Source organism: Aeromonas piscicola (assembly GCF_000820005.1).
Lineage (GTDB): Bacteria > Pseudomonadota > Gammaproteobacteria > Enterobacterales > Aeromonadaceae > Aeromonas > Aeromonas piscicola.
This window is the reverse complement of sequence record NZ_CDBL01000051.1, coordinates 1-684: the sequence shown is the minus strand read 5'-3', so window position 1 is coordinate 684 and position 684 is coordinate 1. Positions and strand designations below refer to the sequence as shown.

The 684-nt window shown below is 64.0% G+C and carries 1 protein-coding gene; it reads left to right on the top strand.

Translation table 11 applies throughout. From position 1 onward, the window contains the following. Positions 1-684: chorismate-binding protein (locus BN1128_RS10600; RefSeq protein ID WP_042868507.1), on the top strand; the 684-nt coding region annotated here is incomplete at both ends.

The window sequence follows — 684 nt, the reverse complement described above, 5'->3', positions numbered from 1 at the left end:
CCCGCCTGACTGAGCGACTCACCGACTTCAAACTGATTTGCCAGCAACCCCTGAGCGCCGAGCTGGCCACCCAACCCCTCACCGGCGGCATGAGCGTGGACAAGGGCGACAAACAGTTCTGCGCCGAGGTGGAGAAGCTCAAGGGCTTCATCCGCCGGGGTGACATCTTCCAGGTGGTGCCGTCGCGCTGCTTCTCGCTGCCCTGCCCGAACCCCTTGGCCGCCTATCGCCGCCTCAAGCAGACCAACCCCAGCCCCTACATGTTCTATGTACAGGATGAGGACTTCACCCTGTTTGGCGCCTCGCCGGAGAGCGCGGTCAAGTTCTGCGCCGCCAGCCGCGACGTGGAGATGTACCCCATCGCCGGTACTCGCCGCCGGGGCTTGAACCCGGATGGCAGCATCAACCGGGATCTGGATGGCCGCATAGAGCTGGAGCTTCGTCAGGACGAAAAAGAGGTGGCCGAACACCTGATGCTGGTGGATCTGGGCCGCAACGACATAGCCCGCATCTCGGAGCCCGGCACCCGCTACGTCAAGGAGCTGCTCAAGGTGGATCGCTACAGCCACGTGATGCACCTGGTCTCCAAGGTGGTCGGCACCTTGCGCTCTGATCTGGACGCCCTGCACGCCTATCAGGCCTGCATGAACATGGGCACCCTCACCGGCGCCCCCAAGATCCGCG